The sequence below is a fragment of the Mesorhizobium sp. B2-4-6 genome, assembly GCF_006442775.1.
Classification (GTDB): domain Bacteria; phylum Pseudomonadota; class Alphaproteobacteria; order Rhizobiales; family Rhizobiaceae; genus Mesorhizobium.
On record NZ_VFVI01000012.1, the window covers coordinates 19032 to 38757 of the forward strand.

The 19726-nt window shown below is 65.9% G+C and carries 11 protein-coding genes; 4 read left to right on the forward strand and 7 right to left on the reverse strand.

Annotation, left to right across the window (positions count from 1 at the left end):
- Nucleotides 1-140: 140 nt before the first annotated feature.
- The 3 genes from FJ957_RS24835 to FJ957_RS24845 all read left to right on the forward strand — a co-directional run bounded on the left by FJ957_RS24835 (nucleotide 141) and on the right by FJ957_RS24845 (nucleotide 11680).
- Nucleotides 141-8723 (forward strand): glucoamylase family protein, encoded by an 8583-nt coding sequence (locus tag FJ957_RS24835; RefSeq protein ID WP_140835451.1) that lies wholly within the window; start codon nucleotides 141-143, stop codon nucleotides 8721-8723.
- Between the two features lie 374 nt (nucleotides 8724-9097).
- Nucleotides 9098-10867, forward strand: coding sequence for a glucan ABC transporter ATP-binding protein/ permease (locus tag FJ957_RS24840; protein WP_140835452.1), 1770 nt, complete (start codon nucleotides 9098-9100; stop codon nucleotides 10865-10867).
- A gap of 54 nt (nucleotides 10868-10921) precedes the next feature.
- Nucleotides 10922-11680 (forward strand): heme ABC transporter permease, encoded by a 759-nt coding sequence (locus FJ957_RS24845; protein WP_140835453.1) that lies wholly within the window; start codon nucleotides 10922-10924, stop codon nucleotides 11678-11680.
- A gap of 116 nt (nucleotides 11681-11796) precedes the next feature.
- Here FJ957_RS24845 and FJ957_RS24850 read toward each other — a convergent pair whose 3' ends face one another.
- Nucleotides 11797-12855, reverse strand: coding sequence for a D-TA family PLP-dependent enzyme (locus tag FJ957_RS24850; RefSeq protein WP_140835454.1), 1059 nt, complete (start codon nucleotides 12853-12855; stop codon nucleotides 11797-11799).
- A gap of 201 nt (nucleotides 12856-13056) precedes the next feature.
- Between FJ957_RS24850 and FJ957_RS24855 the strand changes: the two genes are divergently transcribed.
- Nucleotides 13057-13743 carry a D-lyxose/D-mannose family sugar isomerase gene (locus tag FJ957_RS24855; protein WP_042646145.1) on the forward strand — a complete coding sequence of 229 codons (687 nt, stop codon included), beginning with the start codon at nucleotides 13057-13059 and terminating at the stop codon, nucleotides 13741-13743.
- A gap of 15 nt (nucleotides 13744-13758) precedes the next feature.
- Here the strand turns inward: FJ957_RS24855 and FJ957_RS24860 are convergent, their stop codons facing one another.
- Genes FJ957_RS24860 through FJ957_RS24885 form a run of 6 tightly spaced genes read right to left on the reverse strand, consistent with a single transcriptional unit; the run spans nucleotide 13759 to nucleotide 19718 of the window.
- Entirely contained in the window at nucleotides 13759-14637 is an 879-nt protein-coding gene (locus FJ957_RS24860; RefSeq protein ID WP_140835455.1) for an RDD family protein, read from the reverse strand.
- A complete protein-coding gene (locus FJ957_RS24865; protein WP_140835456.1) occupies nucleotides 14624-15640 on the reverse strand; it encodes a stage II sporulation protein M in 1017 nt (338 codons plus the stop codon). The genes FJ957_RS24860 and FJ957_RS24865 overlap by 14 nt, the downstream gene beginning before the upstream one ends.
- The gene (locus FJ957_RS24870) at nucleotides 15637-16941 is read right to left on the reverse strand and encodes a DUF58 domain-containing protein (protein WP_140835457.1); all 1305 of its coding nucleotides are present in this window, start codon (nucleotides 16939-16941) and stop codon (nucleotides 15637-15639) included. Before FJ957_RS24870 ends, FJ957_RS24865 begins: the two co-directional genes overlap by 4 nt.
- The gene (locus FJ957_RS24875) at nucleotides 16938-17894 is read right to left on the reverse strand and encodes a MoxR family ATPase (RefSeq protein ID WP_140835458.1); all 957 of its coding nucleotides are present in this window, start codon (nucleotides 17892-17894) and stop codon (nucleotides 16938-16940) included. Before FJ957_RS24875 ends, FJ957_RS24870 begins: the two co-directional genes overlap by 4 nt.
- Nucleotides 17881-19095, reverse strand: a complete 1215-nt coding sequence (locus FJ957_RS24880; protein ID WP_140835459.1) for a DUF4350 domain-containing protein — start codon at nucleotides 19093-19095, stop codon at nucleotides 17881-17883. Before FJ957_RS24880 ends, FJ957_RS24875 begins: the two co-directional genes overlap by 14 nt.
- Nucleotides 19092-19718 (reverse strand): DUF4129 domain-containing protein, encoded by a 627-nt coding sequence (locus FJ957_RS24885; protein WP_246685955.1) that lies wholly within the window; start codon nucleotides 19716-19718, stop codon nucleotides 19092-19094. Before FJ957_RS24885 ends, FJ957_RS24880 begins: the two co-directional genes overlap by 4 nt.
- Between the last annotated feature and the right edge of the window lie 8 nt (nucleotides 19719-19726).

The following is a 19726-nucleotide window of genomic DNA, read 5'->3' on the forward strand; positions in this document are numbered from 1 at the left end:
GTCGAAAGGGCACGCCCCTGTTGTGGTGCGCAAGACAAACTTTCGGCCAACCAGTCATGCAACCAATTGCAATAGAACCGGTTTTAGGGGCATTGCCGTGGCGGTGACGCCGCATTGCGCCCCCGCTTACGGAATTTTCAATGAACATTCAGACGAACCCGAACAAGATCGAACAGACAAGCGCCGGCTTCCCGGCGGCGACGGAAGCGCCGATACGTTCCAATTTTCTGCCTGAGGACCGGCTGCGCGCCTTGGGCGTTGCGCTCGCCAACGGCGAAGTCAAGGAATTGTTCGGGCTCGCTCCGTTCGAGTTCCAGGCCCGCATCCGCGACAGCGCCAAGAAAATCCTCGAAGTCTACCGCTCGACCAACGCCGCCCAGGCCAAGGGCGAGACCATCACGCCGGCCGCGCAATGGCTGCTCGACAACAACTATCTGGTCGAGGAGACAATCTTCCAGGTCAAGCGCGACCTGCCGCCCCGCTTCTATCGCCAACTGCCGACGCTGACACTGGGCGACGGCACGGTGTTGCCGCGCGCCTTCGTCGTTGCCTGGAGCTATGTCGAGCATTCCGACAGCTCCGTCTCGGCCAATATGTTCAAGGCGATCGTCGAGGGCTTCCAGTCGGTCGAGCCGATGAAGATCGGCGAGCTCTGGGCGCTGCCGTCGCTGCTGCGCTTCGTGCTGATCGAGAACCTGCGCCGCATCGCCGTGCGCGTCGATCGCACCAGGCAGATGCGCCACATCGCCAACGAGGTCGCCGACCGCGTTCTGGCGACCGACGACAATGCCGACCGCACGAGGATCCTGTCCAACTACGGCACGCATGCGCAGGACACCACCTTCGCCACCCAGCTGCTCTACCGCTTGCGCGACGGGTCGCAGAACGCCGGCCGCGCGCTGGAATGGCTGGAAGGCGAGCTCGAAAAGACCGGTTCCGACGCCGAGGAGATCATCATCTCCGAGCATCAGACGCTCTCCAGCGGCAACGTCACGACCGGCAACATCATCCGCGGTCTGCGCCTCATCAACGACGTCGACTGGACGGTCTGGTTCGAGGGCGTCAGCCGCATCGACACGCTGCTGCGCCAGAAGACCGATTTCGCCGACCTCGACTTCTTCTCGCGCGACCAGTACCGCACCGCGATCGAGCAGCTGGCGCGCCGCTCGGATCTGTCCGAATACCGGGTGGCCGAAAAGGCGATCGAGCTTGCCGGCCACACACCCGGCGTTACCGACGCGTCCGGCGTGCCCGAAACCGCCGACCCCGACGTGCATACCGATGTCGGCTTCTTCCTGGTTGGCCCGCGCCGCCAGGAACTGGAAGAGGCGATCGGCTACCGGCCGCCTTTCTATGTGACCTTCAAGCGCGGCTTTGCCAGCGCCGGCTGGCTGGGCATCGTCGTGCCGGTCTTCCTTTTGACGGCGCTGCTGCTCGTGCTGTCGGGCAGGGCGCTCGCCAATCTCGGCCTGTCGGTGGAATCGATCACGCTGATGCTGGCGCTGTTCGCGGTGCCGGCAAGCGAAGGCGCGCTGGCCTTCTTCAACACCGTGGTGGCGTTGTTCCTGAAGCCGACCCGGCTTGTCGGTTACGACTACAACAAGCACGGCATCCCAGCCCAGTCGCGCACGCTGGTCGTCGTGCCTTCGCTGATCGGCTCGCGCGACGACGTCGAGGAAAACATCCGCAACATCGAGGTGCATCACCTCGCCAACACGGCCGAGGAGATCCATTTCGCCCTGTTGTCCGACTGGCCGGATTCCAAGACCGAGATCGACGCCGCCGACATCGAGATCCTGCAATATGCCCGCGACGAGATCGCCAGGCTGAACGCCCGCTATCCGTCGGAAGGCTCGCCGCGCTTCTACCTCCTGCATCGCCGCCGGCTCTACAACCAGGCGCAGGGCTGCTGGATGGGCTGGGAGCGCAAGCGCGGCAAGCTGCATGAACTGAACCTTCTGCTGCGCGGCGACAGCGACACCACCTTCCTGCCGCTCGACGTGCCGCTGCCGGAAAAGGTCGTCTATGTGATGACGCTCGACGCCGACACGCGCACCACGCGCGACGCGGTTTCGGACCTGGTCGGCAAGCTTGCCCACCCGCTCAACCGCCCGCATTTCGATCCGGTAAAGCGCGTCGTCACCGCCGGCTACACCATCCTGCAGCCGCGCATCACCGCCTCGCTCACCAGCGGCGACGATGCCTCCTTCTTCCAGCGCGTCTTCTCGGCCAATCGCGGCCTCGACCCCTATGTCTTCGCGGTCTCCGACCTCTACCAGGACGTCTTCGGCGACGGCTCCTTCACCGGCAAGGGCCTCTACCATGTCGACGCCTTCGAAGCGGCTTTGAAGAACCGCATCGACGAAAACACCATCCTCAGCCACGACCTGCTCGAAGGCGCGCTGGCGCGGGCCTCGCTGGTGACGGATGTGGAGCTGGTCGAGGACTATCCGACGCGCTACTCGGTCGACGCCTCGCGCCACCATCGCTGGGCGCGCGGCGACTGGCAGCTGCTCGGCTACATCTTCGATCCGCGCTCCGGCGTGCCTGCGCTGTCGCGCTGGAAGATGGTCGATAATCTTCGCCGCTCGGTCACGCCGATCTTCTGGGTGATGGCCTGCGTCGCCGGCTGGACACTGCTGCCCTTCACCCAGGCGGCGCAGTGGCAGGCGCTTCTGATCCTCAGCCTGTTCATGGCGCCGACCTTCGACATCGTGAACGGCATCCTGCCGAAGAGCGGCGACCAGACGCCGCGCGGCCATTTCTCCGCTTTGGCCCGCGACACCGTGTTCGGCACCGCGCTTGTGGCGCTGAAAGTGCTGTTGATGGCGCATCTCGCCTGGATGATGGGCGATGCCATCATCCGCACCATCTACCGGCTCTTCGTCAGCCGTCAGAACCTGCTCGAATGGCGCACCGCCTCGCAGGCCGCCAAGAACAGCGGCAGCGATCTCGGCGCCTATTACGGCATGATGTATGGCGCGGTGATCATCGGCGTCGTCGGCCTCGCGATTCCGGTGCTGGCCGATTCCACCGGCGCCTTCGTCGCTTTCTTCTTCGCCATCTTCTGGATCGCTTCGCCCGCCGTCGCCTGCTGGATCAGCCGGTCGGCCGAAACCGAGGACAGGCTGCGCATCTCGACCGCCGACATCCACGCGCTGCGCACCTTCGCGCGCCGCACCTGGCACTATTTCGAGACCTTCGTCACGCCCGAGCAGCATCACCTGCCGCCGGACAATTTCCAGGAAAGCCCCGCGCCCGTGGTGGCGCCGCGCACCTCGCCGACCAATATCGGCGTCTATCTGCTTTCGGTGGTTTCGGCGCGCGATTTCGGCTGGATCAGCCTGTCGGACGCCATCACCCGCATCGACGCCACGATGACGACCATCGAGAACATGCCGCGCGATCGCGGTCATCTCTACAACTGGTATGACACGACGACGCTGAAGCCGCTTTATCCGCTCTACATCTCCGCGGTCGACAGCGGCAATCTCGCCGGCCATCTGGTCGCGGTGGCCGCCTCCTGCGCCGAATGGGCCGAGGCGCCGTCGGTGCACCTGCAGGGCGATTTCGAAGGCATCATCGACACCGTTTCCATTCTCGACGAAAGCCTGGACGAATTGCCGGACGACCGCCGGCAGCTGCGGCCCCTGCGCCAGCGCCTGGCCGACCGTCTCGATGGCATGCGTCGTGCCGTTGCGACCATCAAGGCGCAGCCGGAGATGGCGTCGATCCGCACCATCAACCTTGCCGTGCTGGCCGGCGAGATCCGCAAGCTCGCCACCGCCATCCACACCGAAGCGGCCTCGCCGAAGAGCGATGTCATCGCCGACTGGGCGGAACGGCTGGAAGCGACCTGCGAGGCGCATGTGCACGATTCGCACAATGACGAGAGCGCGGTCGCCGCATTGCGCGCCAAGCTGCTTGCGCTGCGCGAGCGCTGCCGCCGCTATGCCTTCGAGATGGATTTCTCCTTCCTGATGCGCCAGGAGCGCAAGCTGCTGTCGATCGGCTACCGGGTCGAGGACCGCCAGCTCGACGAGAGCTGTTACGACCTGCTCGCCTCCGAGGCGCGGCTCACCAGCCTGTTCGCCATCGCCAAGGGCGACCTGCCGACCGAGCATTGGTTCCGTCTCGGACGGCCGATCGTCGAGATCGGCTTCCAGGGCGCGTTGATGTCCTGGTCGGGCTCGATGTTCGAGTATCTGATGCCGCCGCTGGTGATGAAGGAGCCGCAGGGCTCGATCCTCAACCAGACCAGCAAGCTCATCATCAAGCGCCAGATCCAGTATGCGCGTTCCAAGAACGTGCCTTGGGGCATTTCGGAAGCGGCCTACAATGCCCGCGACCGCGAGCTCACCTATCAGTATACCAATTTCGGCGTGCCCGGCCTCGGCTTGAAGCGCGGCCTTGGCCAGAACACCGTGATCGCACCCTATGCGACGATCCTGGCCGCGCAGTTCAGCCCGCGCGAGGCGGTGCAGAACCTGCAGCGGCTGCGCGCGATCGGCGCGCTTGGCCGCCACGGCTTCTACGATGCGGTCGATTTCACGCCGCAGCGCGTGCCCGAAGGCACCGATCACGCGGTGGTGCAGAACTACATGGCGCACCATTCCGGCATGTCGATCGCCGCCGTCGCGGACGCCATTTTCGAGGGCCGGCTGCGCGAGCGTTTCCACAGCGATCCGGTGATCGAGTCGGCCGAGCTTCTGTTGCAGGAGAAGGCGCCGCGCGACATTCCGACCGCGACGGTAAGGACGGAAGCGGACGAGCGATCCAAGGACGAGACCGAGACCGAGAGCCCCGACAGCCGCGTCATCCTCGATCCCATCAAGGCGCTGCGCGCGACCAACGTCATGTCCAACGGCCGCTATTCGGTCATGGTCACCGCGACCGGCTCCGGCTACAGCCGCTTCGGCGAGCTTGCCGTCACCCGCTGGCAGCCGGATCCGAGCGAGGACCGCCTCGGCTCCTACATCTTCCTGCGCGACACCGCGACGGGTGACTGGTGGTCGGCCACGGCGGAACCGAAGCGCGCCGAGGGCGAACGCGTGCAGACGCTGTTCGGCGACGACAAGGCGAGCTTCACCAAGTCCGTAGGCTCGCTGCGATCGGAGGTCGAGTGCATTGTCATTTCCGAAGGCAATGGCGAGGGCCGCCGCATCACCCTCTACAATGACGGTGCTGCCGACCGGCATATCGAGGTGACCTCCTTCGCCGAGCTGGTGCTGGGCAACGAAGCCTCGGACAACGCGCATCCGGCGTTCTCCAAGATGTTCGTCGAGACCGAGATCGCGCCGAACAACGGCGCGATCTTCGCCACGCGGCGCAAGCGCGACAAGAACGACCCCGACCTCACCATGGTGCATTTCGTCACCGACCCGTCGGGCCCGTCGCGCGATGCCGAGGCCGAGACCGACCGGCGCGCCTTCATCGGCCGTGGCCGCACCATCGCCGATGCCGTCGCCTTCGATCCCGGCGTCAGGCTTTCCGGCAGCCAGGGCTTCACGCTCGACCCGGTGGCAGCACTTCGCCGCCAGGTGCGCGTGCCGGCCAACAAGAAGATATCGCTGACCTTCTGGACCGCCGTCGGCGCCAATCGCGCCGAGCTCGACGAGGCGATCGCCCGCCTCGACCACCAGGAGAGCTTCGCCCGCCAGGCCATGCTGGCCTGGACGCGCAGCCAGGTGCAGACGCGCCATCTGGGGCTCAGCCTCACCGACGCCGCCAACGTGCAGAAGCTGGCGCGCTACCTGATCTATCCCGATCCGTTCCTGCGCCTGCCGGCGGAATCCATCGCGTCGGGCCTCGGCCGCCAGTCGAGCCTGTGGCCGACCAGTATCTCCGGCGATTTCCCGATCTTCCTCGTGCGCATCGGCGACGTCGCCGATCTCGAGATCGTCGCCCAGGCGCTCCGCTTCCAGGAATACATGCGCGCCCGCGGCATGATGATCGACTTCGTCGTCGTCAACGAGCAGGCCTCGTCCTATGTGCAGGACCTGCAGCGCGCCGTGGAGACGCTGTGCGAGAACAGCCGCCTGCGCGGACGCGAGCTCGGGCCACGCCAGCACATCTTCGCCGTGCGCCGCGACCTGATGGATGAGCCGACCTACAAGACCTTGCTGTCGGTGGCGCGCGTCGTGCTGCACACCCGCAACGGCACGATCTTCGACCAGCTCGAACGCGCCGAGACCGCGGCCCTCCAGGCCCGCGATGCCTTGCTGCAGGCCGAGGGCGGCTCGCCGCGCGAACCGGTTCCGCCGCTGCCTTTGCCGGTGCCTGCAAGCCAGGGGGGAAGCGATATCGCCGCCGACGGCGGCGGTCTCAGCCTGTGGAACGGCTTTGGCGGCTTCGACGGGGACGGCCGCCACTATGTCACCCGGCTGACGGGGCGGCGTTCGACGCCGCAGCCCTGGATCAACGTCATCTCCAACGCTGCCTTCGGCTTCCACGTCTCGGCGGAAGGCGCCGGCTTCACCTGGAGCCGCAACAGCCGCGACTACCAGTTGACGCCGTGGTCGAACGATCCGGTGTCGAACCGGCCGGGCGAGGGCTTCTATGTCTTCGACCACGCCAGCGGCAAGGCGTTCTCGCCGATGGCCGCGACGGTCCGCGATCCGTCCATGACTTATGAGACCTGGCACGGCCAGGGCTTTTCCACCTTCCGCTCCAAGCGCGGGCCGCTCTCGATGGACCTGACGCAGGTTGTCGATCCCGTCGATCCGGTGAAGGTCAGCCGGCTGCGCATCCAGAATTCGGGCTCCGTGCCGGCGCGCCTGCGCGTCTATGCCTATGCCGAATGGGTGCTGGGCGGCCATCGCTCGCGCACTGCGGCGACCATCGTGCCCTCGCGCGACGCTGCGACGGGCGCGCTTCTGGCGCAAAACCCCTATGGCCTCGACTTCGGCGAGCGTGTCGCCTTCCTGGGGGCCAGCCATCCAATCCATTCGGTGACCGCTGACCGCTCCGAATTCGTCGGCAGGCACGGCACGACGGAGTATCCGCAAGCCGTGCTAGGCGGGCTTGCGCTTTCCGGGCGCATCGAGGCGGGCGACGATCCTTGCGCGGTTGTCGCCAGCGACATCGACATTCCGGCCGGTGGCGACGTGACGCTGCTCTGGCTACTTGGCGACGCGGCCACGTCCGCCGAGGCAAGCGCCTTGGTGCAGACCCACCGCGGCAAGGATTTCGACCAGCGCCTGGCCGACAATGAAAAGGCCTGGCGCGGCTTCCTCGACACCATCCAGGTCGAGACGCCCGACGAAGCGATGAACGCCATGGTCAACCACTGGCTGCCCTATCAGGCCGTTGCCTGCCGCATCCGCGCGCGCTCGGCCTTCTACCAGGCGAGCGGCGCTTTCGGCTTCCGTGACCAGTTGCAGGACACGCTCGCCCTTCTGGCGCACGATCCGAAGCTGGCGCGTGACCAGATCCTCAATGCCGCGCGCCGGCAGTTCCCGGAGGGCGACGTGCAGCACTGGTGGTTGCCGCGCACCGATGCCGGCGTGCGCACCATGATCTCCGACGACGTGGTCTGGCTGGCGCACGCGACGGCCCGCTACATCGAGGTGACCGGCGACGCCGCGATCCTCAAGGAGCAGTTGCCCTTCATCGACGGGCAGCAGCTCGGCGAGGGCGAGCATGACGCCTTCTTCACGCCCGAGATCACCAAGAACACCGCGCCGCTCTATGACCATTGCGCGCGGGCGCTCGATCTGGCGATCAAGCGCAGCAGTCCTGCAGGCCTCCCGCTCATCCTCGGCGGCGACTGGAACGACGGCATGAACCGTGTCGGCGAGGGCGGCAAGGGCGAGAGCGTGTGGCTGGGCTGGTTCCTCCTGAAGACGCTCACCGACTTCGCGCCTGTCGCCAAGGGACAGGGCGACGTCAAGCGGGCGCAGGCCTGGGTGAAGCACGCGGACGCGCTGAAGCGGGCCCTGGAAAGCACCGCTTGGGACGGCCAATGGTACCGACGCGGCAGCTTCGACGACGGCACGCCGCTCGGCTCGCACAATTCGCACGAGTGCAAGATCGATTCCATCGCCCAGTCCTGGAGCGTGCTGTCGGGCGAGGGCGATCCGGCGCGCTCGACGACGGCCATGGAACAGGCGACCGAGCTGCTGGTCGACGACGATCTCAAGATCGTCAAGCTGTTCACGCCGCCCTTCTCGACAAGCGAGCACGACCCTGGCTACATCAAGAGCTACCCGCCGGGCGTGCGCGAGAATGGCGGCCAGTACACCCATGCCGCCACCTGGTTCGTGATTGCGCTGGCCGAGATGGGCCGCACCGACGAGGCCTACCGCTGCTTCTCGATGCTGAACCCAGTCAATCACGCTGTGGACGAGGCGGCGGCCGAGCACTACCGCGTCGAGCCCTATGTCGTGGCCGCCGACATCTATGCCGGCGAAGGCAAGGGCGGCCGTGGCGGCTGGACCTGGTATACGGGCTCGGCCGGCTGGCTTTACCGCGCCGCGGTGGAAGGCATCCTCGGCATCGAGCGGCGCGGCAAGGAGATCACGTTTAGGCCGAAGCTGCCCGGGCACTGGGACGGCTACGCCGCGACGCTCAAGATGTTCGACGGCGAAGTCAAGCTTCGCGTCATCCGCGACAAAAAGACCAAGTCGATCTCGTTAGAAGTCGACGGCTCGAAGAAAAAATCGGCCTCTTTCGAGCCGAAAGCCGGCGGCAAGACCGAAGTCGTCGTCAGGATACCTGCGTAAAATCAAAGTCTTGGCTTGTCGGCCGCGCGTCCCTAGGGGTGCGCGGCCGATCGCCGTTTTTACTTGGCGAGCCTCTCGCGCCCGAGCGCGTGCCTTACTTTAGGGCAGGCTAAGCAAGAGGCTTGTGATTAAAAATGTGGCAGCGTGGGGCAAGTGCCATTATTTTGCCGCAAGGCTGACATTTCACCTTTTATCTCAAACCGTTAGGTGATCACGTCAGATTTCGTACCGTCGTCATCTTTTGTTCGCTAAATGGGAACGGAAGGGATAGACGACGCATTGTTTCGCGACACATTAACCGATACGTGTCAAAAAATGGTGCGGTGCACAATACGGGCATTGAGCACGGACAAGAGTTTGGCGGAGTAGCTGAAGTGTCACTTCTGCAGATCTACTTTAGAGCGCTGGGTTATCTGGCGGCCGACAAGAAGCGCGTCGCGCTGATTTGCTGCGCCAATGTCGCGCTCGCGGCGATCGCAATCCTCGAGCCGATCCTGCTCGGCCGGGTGATCGGTGCCATCTCGGAAAAAGGCCCGGTGTTTTCGACGCTCGCCGTCTGGGCCGCTCTCGGCATCTTCAACGTCATCGCCTTCGTGCTGGTGGCGCGCGGCGCCGATCGCTTCGCCCATGCCCGCCGCTCCGAAGTGCTGTGCCAGTCCTTCGAGCGCGTGATCACCATGCCGCTCGCCTGGCATCACCAGCGCGGCACGTCCAATTCGCTGCACACGCTGCTGCGCGCCGTCGAGACCCTGTTCAGCCTGTGGCTCGAATTCATGCGCGTGCATCTCTCGACCGCTATCGCGCTGGTGCTGCTGGTGCCGACCGCGCTCGCCATGGATATCCGCATGTCCATCGTGTTGCTCGGCCTCGGCGTGCTCTACGTTGGCATCGGCCGCATCGTCATGCGCCGCACCAAGTCGGGGCAGACCGCCGTCGAGCGCCACTACCACACCGTCTTTGCCCATGTCTCCGACAGCGTCAGCAATGTCGCCGTGCTGCAGAGCTACAACCGCATCGGCCATGAGACCGCGACGTTGAAGCGTTACGTCAAGGACCTGCTCGACGCGCAGAACCCGGTGCTCGACTGGTGGGCGATCGCCAATGCGCTGAACCGCCTGTCGTCGACCATCTCGATGATGATCGTGCTGTCGATCGGCGCCTATCTCGTTACCCAGGGCCAGCTCCGCGTCGGAGATGTCGTCGCCTTCACCGGCTTTGCCGGGATGCTGATCGCCCGCCTCGACCAGATGTCTGCCTTCACGACGCAGATTTCCGAGGCGCGCGCCAAGCTCGAGGACTTCTACCGTCTTGAAGACTCGGCCGGCGATACCGTCGAGCCCGATGGCCTGCGCGAGCTCACCAACGTCACCGGCCATGTGCGTTTCGAGGACGTCAGCTTCGAGTTCGCCAATTCCGGTCACGGCATCGAGGACGTCTCGTTCGAGGTCCAGGCCGGCCAGACGGTCGCCATCGTCGGCCCGACCGGCGCCGGCAAGACGACGCTCATCAATCTGTTGCAGCGCGTCTTCACGCCGTCCAGCGGCCGCATCCTGATCGACGGCATCGATACCCGCACGGTGACCCGCAAGTCGCTGCGCCATTCGATCGCCACCGTCTTCCAGGACGCCGGCCTGCTCAACCGCTCGATCGAGGACAACATCCGCGTCGGCCGCGCCGATGCGAGCAATGACGAGGTGCACGCTGCCGCCAATGCCGCCGCCGCGCAGGACTTCATCCTCTCCAAGAGCTGCGGCTACGACACCGTCGTCGGCGAGCGCGGCGGCCAGCTCTCGGGCGGCGAGCGCCAGCGTATCGCCATTGCCCGCGCCGTGCTGAAGGATGCCCCGATCCTGGTGCTCGACGAGGCGACCAGCGCGCTCGACGTGGAAACCGAGGACCGCGTCAAGGAAGCGATCGACGAGCTGCGCCGCAACCGCACGACCTTCATCATCGCTCACCGCCTGACCACGGTCCGCGACGCCGACCTCGTCGTCTTCATGGACAACGGCAAGGTGGTCGAGTCCGGCGGCTTCACCGAGCTGTCGCTGCGCAACGGCCGCTTCGCCTCCCTGCTGCGCGCCGGCGGCCTGCTCAACGACGAGGAGGTCCGCCGCCTCAGCCGTCCGGTTACGGAAGCGGCGTAAAGGCTGCGACTCCCCCGATTGCCCCTGACCCATTGCCGGTCTATTTAGGTCGGCATGAGCGACACCACCTCACGACTTGCCGCCTGGACCGATCTCGCCAACCCGACGCGCTTCGTCGGGCTGGCGGACAAGATCATTCCGTGGCTGGCGGCGGTCGCGGCGATCCTGCTCGCCATCGGCCTCTATATGAGCTTCACCGCGCCGGAGGATTTCCAGCAGGGCATCACCGTGCGCATCATGTACATCCACGTGCCTTTCGCCTGGCTCGCCATGATGTGCTACACGATCATGGCGATCGCGGCGCTGGGAACGCTGGTCTGGCGTCATCCGCTGGCCGACGTGACGCTGAAATCGGCGGCGCCGATCGGCGCCACCTTTACAGCCCTGGCCCTGATCACCGGCTCCATCTGGGGCAAGCCGATGTGGGGCACCTGGTGGGTGTGGGATGCACGGCTGACCTCGGTCTTCGTGCTGTTCCTGATGTATCTCGGCATCATCGCGCTGACCCGGGCGCTGGATGATGCCGGCCGCGCCGCCTGGGCCGCCGCCATCATCACGCTGGTCGGCTTCATCAACATCCCGATCATCAAATTCTCGGTCGACTGGTGGAACACGTTGCATCAGCCGGCGTCGGTCTTCCGCCTGGGCGGCCCGACCATCGACCCCTCGATGCTGTGGCCGCTCGGCGTCATGGCGCTCGGCTTCACCGTGCTGTTCTTCGCGCTGCACCTGATGGCGATGCGCACGGAGATTTTCAGGCGCCGCGTGATTGCGATGCGCAGGGTTGCAGCGCGACAGGCGGAGCGGATCTAACTTCTCCTCTCGTGGGGTGAGAAGCGGCCGCGGTAGCGGACGAAAAGCCAATTGCTTGGCTTTTCGAGCTCGCCCTGAGCCTGCGAAGGGCAGGACACAAGGGAGAAGGGGAGGCGCTATCCCATCCGTCCCCTTGCCGCCACCGGCAGCGTTTCCAGCACCTTGTCGCCGTCGATCAGGTGCACCTGGTCGAACAAATTCGTCACCACGCAGCAATGATCGGGCACGACGCGCACGCGCTGGCCGATGCCAAGGCCCGCGCCGTCCGAGAGTGTCACCGTGCCATGCTCTTCGCTCAAGCCGGTGACGCGCGCGCCCGGCACCCCGAGCAGCTCGCCGAACTCCGGCAGCCCGAGCGTATCTGAAGACAGCGCCTTGCTGCCGCTGTCGAGGATGGCGCGGGTCGCAGTCGGATGGCTGACCACCGTGGCAAGCACCGTCAGCGCGCAGTCGTCCAGCGTGCCGACGCCTTTGGCGACCTGGTAGCGGTCGAGATAGATATAGGTGCCGGGCCGGTATTCGGTGACGACGCTGTCTTCGCCCGAACGCCACATGTCCGGCGTGCCGCCGCTGGAGATACGCTCGCATTCGAGCCCCGCCGCGGCAAGCGTATCGCGCGCGGTCCTCAGCCAGGCCTCCGCCTCGGCCGCGCGCCCCGCGGCCGGATAGGTCATCAGCCCGCCGAAACTGAGACCCTTGGCCTTGTCGATCACCTTCGCCAGCGCCAGCGCGTCGTCGGCGCTCTGCACGCCGCAGCGGCCCATGCCGGTGTCGCACTCGACCAGCACGGACAGCGGATGGCCGGCATCGGTGAACGCGGCGGCAAGCCCTTCCAGCGTCTCGTGGCTGTCCGCCGTCACCGAGAGCGTGACACGGCCATGCAGCGCCTTCAGCCGCTCCAGCTTGGCGCGGCCGAGGATGTTGTAGGGCAGGAAAATGTCGGTCAGCCCGGCATCGGCCATCACCTCGGCCTCGCCGATCTTCTGACAGGTGATGCCGACGGCGCCCGCCGTCACCTGCTTCTTTGCCCAGTAAGGCAGCTTGTGCGTCTTGATGTGCGGCCTGAGCTTCAACCCATGCGCATCGGCGTGCGCCTGCGCCTTTTTGATGTTGGCTTCGGCGCGGGCCGCATCGATGAGGATCGCCGGCGTGTCGAGGTCGTCTATGCTTGGCATGGGATCACCGTCCGAAGCATGTCTTCCGAGCGGCAACCGCTGCGGGACAAGACATTGCGTTAAAACAAATCAGTTGGGTTATGGCCCTGAACGCCGCCCATGTCACGGGGCCAGACCGTCAGTTTGCGTCGACAGCGGGCGGGTATTGGGCTATTCGGATGGGCAGATTTCAGCAGGCAACGGCCGGGAGGAAACACGACCATGAAGCGCTCCAAGATCAACGACATCATCCGCGAAGCCGACGCCTTCATCCGCTCCTTCGGCTATATCATGCCACCCTTCGCTTATTGGTCGCCGGAAGAGATGAAGGCGCATAAGGCCGACTCCTCGGCCATCTTCACCTCGCGCCTCGGCTGGGACATCACCGATTATGGCCAGGAGAAGTTCGACGAGCTCGGCCTGTTCCTGTTCACCGTCCGCAACGGCCGCTACGAGGACATGAAGCTCGGCATGGGCATGCTCTATGCCGAAAAAATCATGATCTCGCGCAAGGACCAGCTCTCGCCGATGCACCGACACAACATCAAGGCCGAGGACATCATCAACCGCGGCGGCGGCAAGTTGGTGCTGGAGCTGTTCATGCACGACCGCGACGGCGGCATCGATCCGAAGGCCGAAGTGTCGGTCCCGGTCGACGGCACCATCACCAGATTGCCGGCGGGCGGGCTGCTGAAGCTCGACCCGGGCCAGAGCGTCACGCTTCTGCCCGGCGTCTGGCACGCCTTCTGGGCCGAGGGCAAGGACGTGCTGATCGGCGAGGTCTCGACCGTCAACGACGACCTCACCGACAACGTCTTCCGCGAGCCGATCGGCCGCTTCTCCAACATCGACGAGGACGTGCCGCCGCTGCACCTGCTGGTGTCGGATTACGAGAAGTGGGTGGGGTAGGCGAGGGACGCTTCGCTACCGCGCGTACTTATCGGCCTTGCGATTCCCAAGCAGCAGCTTGCGCTCCAGATGCGCGCGCAACTCGCCGTAGTAGGCGGTGAGAAAAGCCTTTGAATCGACCGGCTCGACCTTGGCCCCGATCTTGCGGCCGATGGTCTCCGCGACCGCTTTGAGCGCCGAATAGTCGTCGCGGCGCAGCACTTCCTCCAGCTTCTGCAACTCAGCGATGCCGTAGGCGTCGAGCTGCGCGGGGCTGAACTGGAAGCGCGCCGCGATCGGGTCCTTGCGCCGCGAAAGATCCTCGAGCAGCGCCACTTTCGGCGCCTCGACCACCCAGGTGCCGGCGAGCAGGTCGCCGATCCTCAGCCGATCGCGGTTGAACAGCGGGAACAGCGAGAACAGCAGCGTCCAGACCAGGCCGAAGATGGTCGTCAGCGTGTCGGCGACATCGGCGCTGGCGCGCGCGGCGAGGATCGACAGCGGCAGGAACACCTCGATCTCGCGCATCAGATTGCGCGCGATGACCTGATCGAGCGTGAGGCCGGTGCCGCTGCGCGACGCGACCCTCACGCCAACCATGCGCTTGCCCGGTGTGGCTGCCCGCCGTCCCGCTTCGAAGGCGATGAAATAGACGTTGCGCAGGAAGAAGATGAAGATGATCCAGACGATGAAAAGTGGCTGCGCGTCCTGGAAGCCGAGGCCCGCCAGGCCAAAGATTATCACCAGAGAGACGACCACGGCCGCAGTGAGGATGATCACCGCGTCGAGCAGGAAGCCCGAAGCCCGGGTGCCGGCGTCGGCCAGCTTGACCCTGAGGTCGACGCCTTCCGGCGTCACAAGCGGACGGATCAATGCTGCCGGGTTCTTGACCTTCGCTGTCCTAGCGGTCGCCATGCCGCACCATCCGGAACAGGTAGAAATAACAAATCCAAAAGGCCAGCATGCCGCCGCCGATCGAATAGCGGACAATGTCGCTGGTGATCGTCTGCCGGCCGATGCCTTCGAGCAGTCCGGCAAAAAGCAGCATTACCGTGACGCCGATCATGGCGGTCGCCGCCACGCGACCGGCCCGGGCGGCGGCCGCCATGCGGGTCAGTTCGCCGGGAAAGGCGATGCTGGTGCCGATGCGCATGCCGGCCGCGCCGGCGATGGCGATGGCGAACAGTTCGGTCGTGCCGTGGATCGACAGCCAGCCGCCGAGCTCGAAGCCGAGCCTCTTGGCGGCATAGATCTGGAAAATGGCGCCGAGCATGCAGCCGTTCATCAGGATGATCAGCACGCTTGGCACGGCGAACGCGAAGCCTAGCGCGAAGGCCAGGATCGAGACCTGCGTGTTGTGGGTGAAGAGATAGGCCGCGAACCCCGACAGGAAATGGTCGCCGCCGCCGTAAAGCACGCTGCGCAGCGTTTCGGCCGATGAATCCGGGTTGCGCCCGCCGGCCAGGCTCGGCGCGATGATGGCGTCGTACCAGCGCTTGTCGGAAGCGACCAGCCAATATCCGGCAATGGCGCCGATCACCGTCAGCCCGACGGATGTCCACACCTCGCGCCACAGGTCTCGGATCGCAGCCGGCCAATCGTGCAGGAAGAAGTCGCCGATGCGCGTCCGCAGGCTCCGCCGCGCGCCATAGAGATAAAAATAGCCGCGCAGGCAGAGCGCCTCGAGATAGGCGATCAGCGCGCTGTCGAGCGAGGTCGCGCGCGCCACCGAAAGCGACGACAGCGCCGAGCGGTAGAGCAACGGCAGCGACAGCAGCTCGTCTTCCGACAGCGTGCGTGGCGCGCGCTTCTCGACGCGCGCGAGCAGCGCCTCGAAGGCTTTCCAGTCGGCTTCGCGCTCCTGGCGGAAGCTTGCCAGCGACTGGCGCACGGCATCGGTGCCGGCCGACAGCGTCATAAGAGGTTCTCCTCCTTGAGCTGGATATAGCGCTCGACCAGCGCCGGGCCGAGCCGCTGATGGTCGGCCTCGATAACATGCGCGCCGAGCAGACGCAGGCGGCCGATCACCACCTGCCGCTGCCGCAGGAGGTCGCCGGCCGTGACGGAACGGGCGACGTCCTCGGGCGTAGCCGGGGCCATGTCGGCCAGAGTCTCCAGCTCCACATCCTTCATCAGCATGAACAGCACCAGATGCCGCTCGGTCAGCCGGCCGACGGTGCGCAGCATCAATTCGGCGCTGATCGGATCGACGAAATCGGTGAAGATGATGACCAGCGAGCGCCGGTCGAGCTTGGCCGAAAGCGTGGTCAGCGCCAGGGTGAAGTTGGTCTCCTCGGCCGAATAGTCGATCTCGGCGGCGCGCTTCTGGATCATGGTGAAGCTCGGCGAGCCGCGCACCGCGCCGCTGGAGACGCGCGGCCTGGCATCGAAAGAAAACAGGCTCACGAGATCGCCGCCCTTGAGCGCGATGAAGGCCGACAGGAGCGCCGCCGTCACTGCCCGGTCGACCTTCGGTACGCCGTCGACCGGCTCGCACATCAACCGGCCGCTGTCGATGGCCAGAACGATGTTGTTGTTCTCCTCGATCCGGAACTCGCGCGCCAAAAGCTTGCCGTGGCGGGCGCTGCGCTTCCAGTCGATCATGCGCCGGCCCATGCCGGGCTGATAATCCTTCAGCGACTCGAACTCGCGGCCCTGGCCGGCGCGCTTCTGCGCATGACCATCGGCAAGAGCGGAGCGCTGCAAGAGCGTGATCGCCTCGTCGCGCGCGCTGCTGACGTCGGGCAGCACCGCAACTTTGCGGTCGACGGGCAGCACGACCTGGTTCCAGATCAGCCCGAATGGACCCTGCCAGCGCAGCCACAGGCGGTCGAAGCCGGCGATGCCGCGGCGGATGGCCTCGAATTCGAGATCGAGCGTGCCGCCATTGGCCGGCAGCGCGCCGCCGGTGCCCGCGACCGGCTGCAGCCGCTGGTCATGCCCGACACGCGCCTGCAGGCGCCGCAGCTCGGCGCCGAAACCCGCCGCGATATGCAGCGTGAAGCGCCCGCCGACGCCGACCTGCGGCGGCGCCGTCAGCGTCGCGTTGAGCGAGGCGCGGCCTCTGCCCGCCGCCGCGTCCACCGCCAGGAAGGCGAGCAGCACGCAGATCCACAATAGGCCGAGATACCAGACATGCGGCAGCGCGAGCGCGATCAGGAAGGCGGGGATCGCCCCCGCCGCCGCTGCCCAGACCGCTCGGCCGCTCGGATAGATCAACGCGGCGCTTCCGTATGGTCGACGAGGTCGGAGACGATCTGCTCGACCAGCCGCCCGTCGATCTGCGCAGCCGGCGAAAGCACGACGCGGTGGCGCAACGCCGGCACGGCCAGCGCCTTGACGTCGTCGGGGATGACGTAGTTGCGGCCGTCGAGCGCCGCCTTGGCGCGCGCGGCTCTCGCCAGCATGGCGCCCGCGCGCGGGCTGGCGCCGACCTCGAGGTCGGGGCTTTCGCGCGTGCCGCGCACAAGCGCCGCGATATAGCCGACGACATCGTCGACCAGCGTGACGTCGCCGACCGTGGCAAGCGCAGCTTCAAGCGTCTTGCGGTCGGTCCGCGCCTTGATGCCGTACTGCTCGATATCGTGCGAGGCAGAGCCGCCGCCGTGATGGACGATGATGGCGCGCTCTTCCTTGAGGTCGGGATAGCTCACCCTGTGCTTGAACAGGAAGCGGTCGAGCTGGGCTTCGGGCAGCGGATAGACGCCCTGATGCTCGATCGGATTCTGCGTCGCCACCACCATGAAATTACCGCCGAGCGAATGCGTGGTGCCGTCGAAGGTGACGGCGTGCTCCTGCATGGCTTCGAGCAGGGCCGCTTGCGTCTTCGGCGGCGTGCGGTTGATTTCGTCGGCAAGCAGAAGATCGCAGAAGATCGGGCCGCGCGTCAGCGTGAACTGCCCGGTCTGGAAATTGTAGATGTTGGAGCCGACGATATCGCCGGGCATCAGGTCGGGCGTGAACTGGATGCGGCCATAGGCGACGCCCAGCGCCTGCGCGAAGCAGCGCGCCGTCATGGTCTTGGCGGTACCCGGCGGGCCCTCGAGCAGGATATGCCCGCCGGCAAACAAAGCCGTCAGCATCAGGTCGACGGTATCGCGCTGTCCGGTAATCGCTTTCGCGACTTCTTCCCTGATCGCGCCCGCCAGGGCTTTGACTTCATCGACGTTCACCGAGCCTCCTTGCCGTCCAGTCATGCAGCTGTTCGGCTGCTTCATGCATTGCGGCCAAATTGTTGGATTCATTCGCGGCCATGCAGCGCCGGCTGAAGCCATGCGTCTCGCCCTTGTCTCGGGAATCGAGCCAGCGGTCGAGCGCCTCGCCCTGCAGTCCGTGCGGCGCGCCGAGCAGCGCCGCGGCTCGTGCCCGCATCAGCGATGCGTAACGGTCGCCGAGCCCCTGCAGCCGCCCGGCGCGCCTGAGCAGCATCGCCGTCGTGTCGACCAGCGCCTGCTTGCCGAAGGCGATGGCGCGGCCTTCCGCGCGCGGCGGGCCGAAGCGGCCGAGCCCATGCAGGAAGGCGAGCGCGGCCGCCACCAGCACCGACAGCGTCAGCGCCAGGAAGGGCGGTTCGACCAAAAGCTTGGCAAGATCGTATTTCTGGCCGATGCCGTGCAATGTCAGGTCGAACATGACGGCGCCCTTGGCGGGCTCGATCATGGCGATCATGTCGAGCGCGGCGGCTGCCGTCCGCTCGTCCTTGAGCCCGGCATTGTTGATGAAATCGGGATCGGTGAGGATGTAGAAAGGTTCGTTGTCGAGCTCGGTCAGGATAGCCCTGCCGTTTCCGGCCGCGATCAGCGGATGGTCGTCCGCCACCCATTGCAGTTCCTCCGGCGCGGGCACCGTTCGGCCGGCGATATTAATCTGCGAGAGCGTGTTCTTCGCCTCGCCGAGCTTCGCCTTGGCGATGCGGCCGAGCCAGTCGTTGACGACCGTATTGGGCAGCCGCTCGACCTTGGTCTCCCAGCCGTCATGGCTGAACAAGGGAAAGGTCTGCCATTTCGGCAGGACGAAAAGCGTGTCCTTGCCGGAACGCAGCTTGATGATGCGGTCGAGCGCGGCCGGGTCGCTGCCCGGCGCGATGGTGACGATGAGCAGAAAAGTCGAGGCCAGCGGCGACGCCAGGTCCTTCTCGCCGCGCTCCATCGGTGGCGCCTGTCCGTTGGCGAGCTTCAACCATTCGACAAGCCCTGCATAGCCGGTGCCACCCTTCGAAAACGGCGTGGCGCCGCCCTCGGGCTGGCGGAAATCGGGCGCATAGGTGGACAAAAGGAAAAAACCGGCCGCCGCCAGCAGGCTGGCGAAGATGCCCCAGAACAGGGTTCTGCGGCTGAACGGCGCCTTGGTCGTCTCGGCGGGCTGCGCGCTCATGCCCAGGCATCCCGGAAGGCGAAACGCTCATAGGCGCCGCGCGCCTGCCGCCAGCCCTCGGCGCCGACGGGACGGCGGGCAAACAAGGCTGCCTCGACGATGCGGGCGATCTCGCTGAACGCGGCGCGGGGCCGGGTGGGGATAGAGCCCGCGGCGGCGATATCGCGCGCGGTGAGCGACGGGCGCAGGAAGTTGGGCAGCCGGGTGGCTATGTCGGCGACGCTGCGGCGCAACAGAAGATGCACCGCCTCGTCAAACTCGCCGCGCGCGGCGAGCGCATCGGCCTCGGAGAGCAGGATCTGGGCGGCCCCCGCGTCAGGGCGCCATTCTTCCCTTGCTTCGGTCTCTTCGCGTTTCCGCCGCCATGGCAGGCGCCAGGCAATGCCTTTCGCCTCGAGGAAAAGCAGGAAAGCAATGATCGCGACGCCGATGATCACCGCGCCCCAGAATAGATAGATCATGTAAGGGCCGACCTTAGCCAGGCTCTCCAGCACAGGCTTCAGCCATTCGGGAGGCTCGGGCCGCACATAGGTCGGCAGCGCGAACTGGATCGAATCGTCGGCCAGCAGCTGCTTGTGCAACTGCGCCAGCCGTCCGGCCTCATCCGTCGCTGCGGCTGTCACCCGCTCGT

Coding starts and splice junctions, on each gene's coding strand:
- FJ957_RS24835 (WP_140835451.1), top strand. CDS start 141: ATGAACATTCAGACGAACCCGAACAAGATCGAACAGACAAGCGCCGGC.
- FJ957_RS24845 (WP_140835453.1), top strand. CDS start 10,922: ATGAGCGACACCACCTCACGACTTGCCGCCTGGACCGATCTCGCCAAC.
- FJ957_RS24850 (WP_140835454.1), bottom strand. CDS start 12,855: ATGCCAAGCATAGACGACCTCGACACGCCGGCGATCCTCATCGATGCG.
- FJ957_RS24855 (WP_042646145.1), top strand. CDS start 13,057: ATGAAGCGCTCCAAGATCAACGACATCATCCGCGAAGCCGACGCCTTC.
- FJ957_RS24860 (WP_140835455.1), bottom strand. CDS start 14,637: ATGGCGACCGCTAGGACAGCGAAGGTCAAGAACCCGGCAGCATTGATC.
- FJ957_RS24865 (WP_140835456.1), bottom strand. CDS start 15,640: ATGACGCTGTCGGCCGGCACCGATGCCGTGCGCCAGTCGCTGGCAAGC.
- FJ957_RS24880 (WP_140835459.1), bottom strand. CDS start 19,095: ATGAGCGCGCAGCCCGCCGAGACGACCAAGGCGCCGTTCAGCCGCAGA.